Raw genomic sequence first — 6,040 nt, 5'->3', positions numbered from 1 at the left:
GCGTTGTACAAGCCGCGATCGCGAGCCTGCATCAGCACGTCGAGCACCATCTTTTCGGTGATCGCGTTGCCGATTTGAACGGCACCGCCGGACAGCGATTCGGATTCGCTGGTCAGTTCCGCACTGCTGAACGTTGCCCCGTGGATGCCGTCTCGCCCGGTGCGTCCACCGACAGCGACGATCAAGTCATTGGGTTTGACTTCTTTGTCTTCCATGCCCACGGGAATGATGCCGACGTTGCCGCAGTAAACCAGCGGGTTGCCGAGATAACGCTCGTCGAAGTAGACCGCACCGTTGACCGTGGGAATCCCCATTCGGTTGCCGTAGTCACGCACGCCGGACACGACGCCTTGAATGACGCGGCGGGGATGCAGCACGCCAGGCGGCAATGCTTCGGGCGAGACGTCCGGTGGAGCGAAGCAGAACACGTCGGTGTTGCAGATCGGTTTGGCTCCCATGCCCGTGCCCATCGGGTCACGGATGACGCCACCGATTCCGGTGTTGGCTCCGCCGTAAGGTTCGAGCGCCGACGGGTGATTGTGCGTTTCGACTTTGAAGCACACGTGGTCTTGTTCGTCGAAGGTCACGATGCCCGCGTTGTCCTTGAACACGCTGACGCACCAATCGTCATCGCCCAGGGAGCGACGAATGGTTTGAGTTGCTTCAAAGATCGTTTCTTTGAGCATGTTGTTGTACTGGCGTTCGTCGCCGCCCGGTGTGCCATCGGCACCAGGACCCTTGTAGTGAATCCGGCCAGCCAGTGTTTTGTGGCTGCAGTGTTCCGACCAAGTTTGGGCGACCGATTCCAATTCGATGTCGGTTGGGTCACGTCCCAGTTCGACGAAGTGATCGCGGATCGTTTGCATCTCGACCAGCGTCAGGTAAAGCTGGCCTTCCTTGGAAAGTTTTTCCAATCCGGCTTCATCGAGTTCGCGAATCGGCACGTGCACCAATTCAAATTCGCCCGCCGAGCCGACATCCAATCGGTCCATCATCAACGGCCCGATCACAAACGCTTCGATGGAATCGTTTGACAGAGCGCGGCGGCAGATCGTTTCCAGTTGAGCTTCGTCGACGCCCGCGATCCAGAATTTGCGGAACGTTTTGACTGTGCTGCCTTCAACACCGCGATCGGCGAGCGCGCCTTGGGTACTCGCCGCGACAGGATCCATCACACCGGGTTTGGGCATCACGTGCACCAGGTGCGGTTCGGATTCGATGCCGCGTTCCGCCAGCAGTTCCATCAGCGATTCGGGAGCTTCGGACAGGTCCGCTTCGACCTGCGAAGCGTCTTTGCCAGGATGCCCAACGACGACCGATTCGGTGATGGAATCGGCCAGCAACGTTGAGGCAATTTCGCTGGCAGAAGCTTCGTCGATGTCGGCTTGGATCAAGTATCCCCGTGCAGCGGCGATCAGCAGGTCGTCGCCCAATCCGAGTTCATGGATCTCACGAGCCGTTTGTTCGCCGAGTCGATCGATTTGACCGGGAGCAGGATGAATGTCGATTTGCCAAAGCGGCATGATGCGAAATCAGAGAATGAGGATGGAGACGGAAAAGGATCCGGCAAGCTTGGCCGCAGGTGGTCGCGGTCAGGTTTGAGCGGATTGTCGAATTTGTTTGGCGGCGTCGAGCCAGGTTCGCAGGGCAATGTCGTCGCCCTGGTCCACGATGGTTTGCAGTGTGTCCAAGTCCGACCGGGATTGTTCGATCGCACTCAGGATCGCGTCGCGGTTCTCGGAAACGATGGCGGTCCAAAGGTCCGCATCCCCCGCCGCCACGCGAGTGGTGTCGAGCCAGCCGGTGCCGACCAAGGCGAGCATTTCGCGAGTGATTTGGCGTGCGGCGAGCGACGACAGCAAGTGTGGCAAATGAGACGTCAATGCCAAGGTGGCATCGTGCTGTTCGGCCGACATCGTGACAATTCGTCCGCCGGTGGCTCGCCAAAATTCGGTCACAGCGGTGATGTGCTGCGGCAGTTCTTCGCCACTGGGGGTGATCACGATGGGTTTGTGGTCGAAAAGGTCCGCCCGAGCGTGCTCCGCTCCGCTTTTTTCGCTTCCCGCGATCGGGTGAGCCGGAACGAACTGTTTCGCCGACGCCGTTCCCCGTAATTCGCGGACCAAACCGCCTTTGGTGCTGCCGACGTCGGTCAGGGTCAGCTCCGGAAATTGGCCTGCAAGTGTCTGGGCCAGCGTCGCGATCCGGTTGACTGGCGTGGCGATCACGGCCAGATCACAGCCGTTCGCGGCGGCATCGGGGCGGTCGAAAACTTCGTCTACAATCGCGCGATCCAGAGCCAATGCCCGCGTTTCAGGCGATCGGGCGCAGGCGGTCAGTCGGACGGACGGCCAACGCCTGCGAATCGACAGCGCGACACTCCCACCCAACAATCCCAAACCGATGATCGCAACTGATCGGCAGGAGGGCTCGGGCATGGGGCTGGATTGGATGGAGGCCAAAGGTTTTTTGCTGTGGATCACTCGCCATTCGTAGCGGAAGTCGTCAAGACTTTCGGCGAGTCTGTTTGGGCAACGAAACTCTTGACGAATTTCGCTACCCGACTCTGGAGATGCTGCTGAATACGAGAGAGCAGAAGAATACCTTAGAACCACCGCCGTTCCCATCGGTGGCAAACTGGCGTTTTTAGAGAGTGGCTACGTCTTCTACCAAGCAATCACATCACTTTCCTTTTACGTCTGCTGACAACGGGTGGTGCCGTTGCCAGACGCGACGGGCGATCTGGAATCGTGTTAAATTCTGACGCGTATCAAATGGTCGATGAACCAACTCGCTTATGAGGCAAGGTTGTTTCGATGGGTGCACAGCTTCCTTTGAATCGCAACGAGCGTCGTTCCAAGGCGATGATCCCCGATACGGTGTCACCTTGGTTGGCGGAATTGGTTCGTGAAGAGCTTCTTCCCGATGAGACCATTCTGTGGGCTGAGACGCCCAAGCCGCGATTCTTCACCGCTGGTTCAACGGCCACGTTTGCGTTCGCTGTCGTGTGGACGGCGTTTTCTTTGTTTTGGGTTGCCAGTGCTTTGGGATTCCAAGTGCCGAAGTTCGACCGCGGAGTCGACTTCTTCGCCTTGTTCGGCGTTCCATTTGTCTTGATTGGCTTTGCGATGTTGTCGACGCCAATCTGGGCCTATCGCAACGCTTTCAAGACCGTCTATTTGTTGACCGACCAACGAGCGATCACGTTTGTCGGTGGGTTTCGAATGACGATCCGAAGTTTTCATCCCCGCGAGCTGCGGACCGTCTACCGAAAGCAATCTGCCGATGGATCGGGCGACCTGATCTTCAACGCGAAACGATGGACCGATTCGGAAGGAACCAGCCACTCCGAGGAGATTGGGTTTCTTGGGATTCCGGATGTGAAATCGGTCGAGCAACTTCTCAAGGAGATGGTTGAGTCTCATCGCCGCCAAGCCGAGCGCAAAATGCTGGAACGTCGAGGCGGTCGGGACGGCTGAGCCAGCTTGTCCACGGGCAAGCCACCGGTCAGGGCACCGGCCCAGACGTTTTTTCGTCCGAATGGGGGTCATTTTCGTGGGAAGTTCTGCGATCGCGTGGGATGTTGGCTAGGATGATTCTTCGAGACGCGTGAGCACCTTGATTGCCACCCGTTTCGATCCCTCCCCATCATCCCACCTGAATCTTTTCCGTCGGAGAATGCCATGTTCCATCGGCAACGTTCCCGTTTGCTGTTTGTCGCTTTGCTAATGTTGGTTGCCACGCCAGCCCTTGCTCAAACAGAGTCATCCGAAACAAAGGCTTCGCGGCCACACATCGTGATGGCGTTCGCAGACGATTGGGGCTGCTACGCGAGTGCCTATGCAAAGCACTTTCCGGGCACCGCGAGCGAAGTGATCTCGACTCCCAAGTTCGACTCGATCGCACGCGACGGGGTGTTGTTCACCAACGCGTTTGTCAGCGCACCATCGTGCACGCCCTGCCGAAGTTCGCTGATGTCCGGCCAACCGTTTTGGCGATGTGACAAGGCATCGATTCTGCTCGGCGCGGTCTGGGATTTCTCGTTGCCAGCCTACCCGTTGTTGTTGGAGGAATCTGGGTACCGAATTGGGCATACCTACAAAGTCTGGAGCCCTGGGCGACCCGGCAACGCTCCATACGGTGGTTCACGAACGGCATCCAACAAAGCGGGGTCGAAGTTCAATAACTTCTCGCAGTTTGTGATGAAGGCCGAAGATCGCGACGCAGCAAAAGCGAAACTGTTTGACGAAGTTCGCCAGAACATTCGCAATTTCTTGGACGCTGACAACGACGGAAAACTCGATGGCGATTCGCCGATTTGCTATTGGTTTGGACCCACCAACACACACCGAAAGTGGATTGCCAAGAGCGGACATGAACTTTGGGGCATCAATCCGGATGACTTGAAAGGCAAGTTGCCCGCTTACCTGCCCGACGTCCCTGAGATCCGAGAAGACTTTGCCGACTATCTCGGCGAAGCGATGGCGTTTGATGCCGCGCTGGTTGTTTTGGACGAAGAACTGCAGCGGCTCGGCATCGCCGCTGACACGCTGCTGGTCGTCAGCGGCGATCACGGGGTTCCCGGCGTTTCGCGTGGTAAATGCAATTTGTACGACTTTGGAACGCACGTTCCGCTTGCGGTTCGTTGGCCAAACGGCGTTGAGCATTCCAATCGCGTGGTGACGGACTTTGTTTCGTTGCCCGAATTGGCCACCACGTTCTTGGAAGTGGCTAGCGTCGAAGCTCCCGCAAGCATGATCGCCCGTCCGATCACACCGCTTTTGACGAGCGAAAAATCGGGCCGAATCGATCCTTCGCGTGACGCGGTCTTCACCGGTCGAGAACGACACGTCGCAAAGGCACGTGAAGGGGCAACGCCTTATCCACAGCGAGCCATTCAATCCGACGATTGGTTGTACATCATCAATTTTGAGCCCGAACGAACTCCGATGGGTGACGGTCCCGAAATCGATGCCGAGGAATTTCCTTCGGAAGAAGCGCTGCGTGAAAACACTTTCGCGGCGTACGCGGACCTCGATGCGAGTCCGACCAAGGCTTTCGTTGCGTTGAACCGCGAAAAATACCCGGAAGCATTTCAGTTCATGGTGGGACGTCGTCCTCGGATCGAAATGTATGACCTGAAGTCCGATCCGGATTGCTTGAACAACCTTGCCGGGCACTCCGACCACGCGGAAACCGAAAAGCAACTCAACGATCGTTTGATCGGCGAGCTGAAACGGACCGGCGATCCTCGAATGAGCGAACCGGTGATTTTCGAGCACGGTATGTTTGTGGAACCAGTTGGCCCTGGTAAGAAAAAAGTGCAACCCGCCAAGCCGAAAAACAAAAAATGAACTCGCTGGAGAATTCTCGATGAAACGATTGACCTTTCGCCATTCAGGCCATTTGCTTTGGTTCTTTGGTTTGGCCGTCGTTGTTCTCGGATTCTCTGCATGTAGGAAGTCCACGCCGGTTGATGAGGTTTCGATCAGCGATAGTGGCGTGGCGTTGCAAATTCGCGAAACGCCTGAGGTTGATTTGGCTTGGCCGCAGTGGCGTGGTCCCAGCATGGATGGACGGGCCGGTGATGCCACGCCTCCAACGACCTGGGACGATTCCACCAACATCGTTTGGCAAGCCGACATTCCAGGCCGCGGTCACAGCAGCCCGATCGTGATCGGTGATCAAGTCGTTTTGGGAACGGCTGACGATTCGAAGCAACAACAAATGTTGGTCTCGTATGATTTGGGATCGGGAGTCGAAAAGTGGCGACGTGTGATCCACGAAGGCAACTTCCCATCGGCCCGAGAAGTTCACAACAAAGCCACCAACGCCAATGGCACTCCCGCTTCTGATGGCGAGTTGATCGTGAACGCGTTCCTCAACCAGGAACGCATCTTTGTCACCGCAGTTGATTTGAACGGCGAAGTGGTTTGGCAATCCGACGTGGGCGCTTTTGCGTCGAAGTTCGGTTACGCTCCTTCGCCGGTTCTTTATCAGTCATTCGTAATCCTTGCCGCGGACAACTTTGGTGGTGGTT

5 protein-coding genes are annotated in these 6,040 nt (G+C 57.0%); 3 read left to right on the top strand and 2 right to left on the bottom strand.

The window, feature by feature from the left end:
• Both ACF8AM_RS22065 and ACF8AM_RS22060 read right to left on the bottom strand, forming a co-directional pair.
• Window positions 1-1,523 (bottom strand): phosphoribosylformylglycinamidine synthase subunit PurS (locus ACF8AM_RS22065; RefSeq protein ID WP_392557728.1); only part of this gene is annotated, 1,523 nt, incomplete at its 3' end.
• A 69-nt stretch (window positions 1,524-1,592) separates the two neighbouring features.
• Window positions 1,593-2,483: a prephenate dehydrogenase gene (locus ACF8AM_RS22060; RefSeq protein ID WP_392557727.1), complete on the bottom strand. Its 891-nt coding sequence runs from the start codon at window positions 2,481-2,483 to the stop codon at window positions 1,593-1,595.
• 333 nt (window positions 2,484-2,816) lie between these two features.
• On the opposite strand from ACF8AM_RS22060, the gene ACF8AM_RS22055 reads away from it, so the two are divergent.
• From ACF8AM_RS22055 to ACF8AM_RS22045, 3 genes are all read left to right on the top strand, one after another.
• A complete protein-coding gene (locus tag ACF8AM_RS22055; protein ID WP_392557726.1) occupies window positions 2,817-3,479 on the top strand; it encodes a hypothetical protein in 663 nt (220 codons plus the stop codon).
• A 204-nt stretch (window positions 3,480-3,683) separates the two neighbouring features.
• Complete coding sequence (locus ACF8AM_RS22050; RefSeq protein WP_392557725.1) at window positions 3,684-5,354, top strand: sulfatase; 1,671 nt, start codon at window positions 3,684-3,686, stop codon at window positions 5,352-5,354.
• Between the two features lie 19 nt (window positions 5,355-5,373).
• Window positions 5,374-6,040 (top strand): PQQ-binding-like beta-propeller repeat protein (locus tag ACF8AM_RS22045; RefSeq protein ID WP_392557724.1); only part of this gene is annotated, 667 nt, incomplete at its 3' end.

It is taken from the genome of Rhodopirellula sp. JB055 (assembly GCF_043100905.1).
Lineage (GTDB): Bacteria > Planctomycetota > Planctomycetia > Pirellulales > Pirellulaceae > Rhodopirellula.
The sequence above is the reverse complement of the archived record's forward strand: the minus strand, read 5'-3'. Positions and strand labels throughout refer to the sequence as shown.

What these genes read in the sequence shown, in the direction of transcription:
- ACF8AM_RS22055 (WP_392557726.1), top strand. Translation starts at nt 2,817, where the DNA reads ATGGGTGCACAGCTTCCTTTGAATCGCAACGAGCGTCGTTCCAAGGCG.
- ACF8AM_RS22050 (WP_392557725.1), top strand. Translation starts at nt 3,684, where the DNA reads ATGTTCCATCGGCAACGTTCCCGTTTGCTGTTTGTCGCTTTGCTAATG.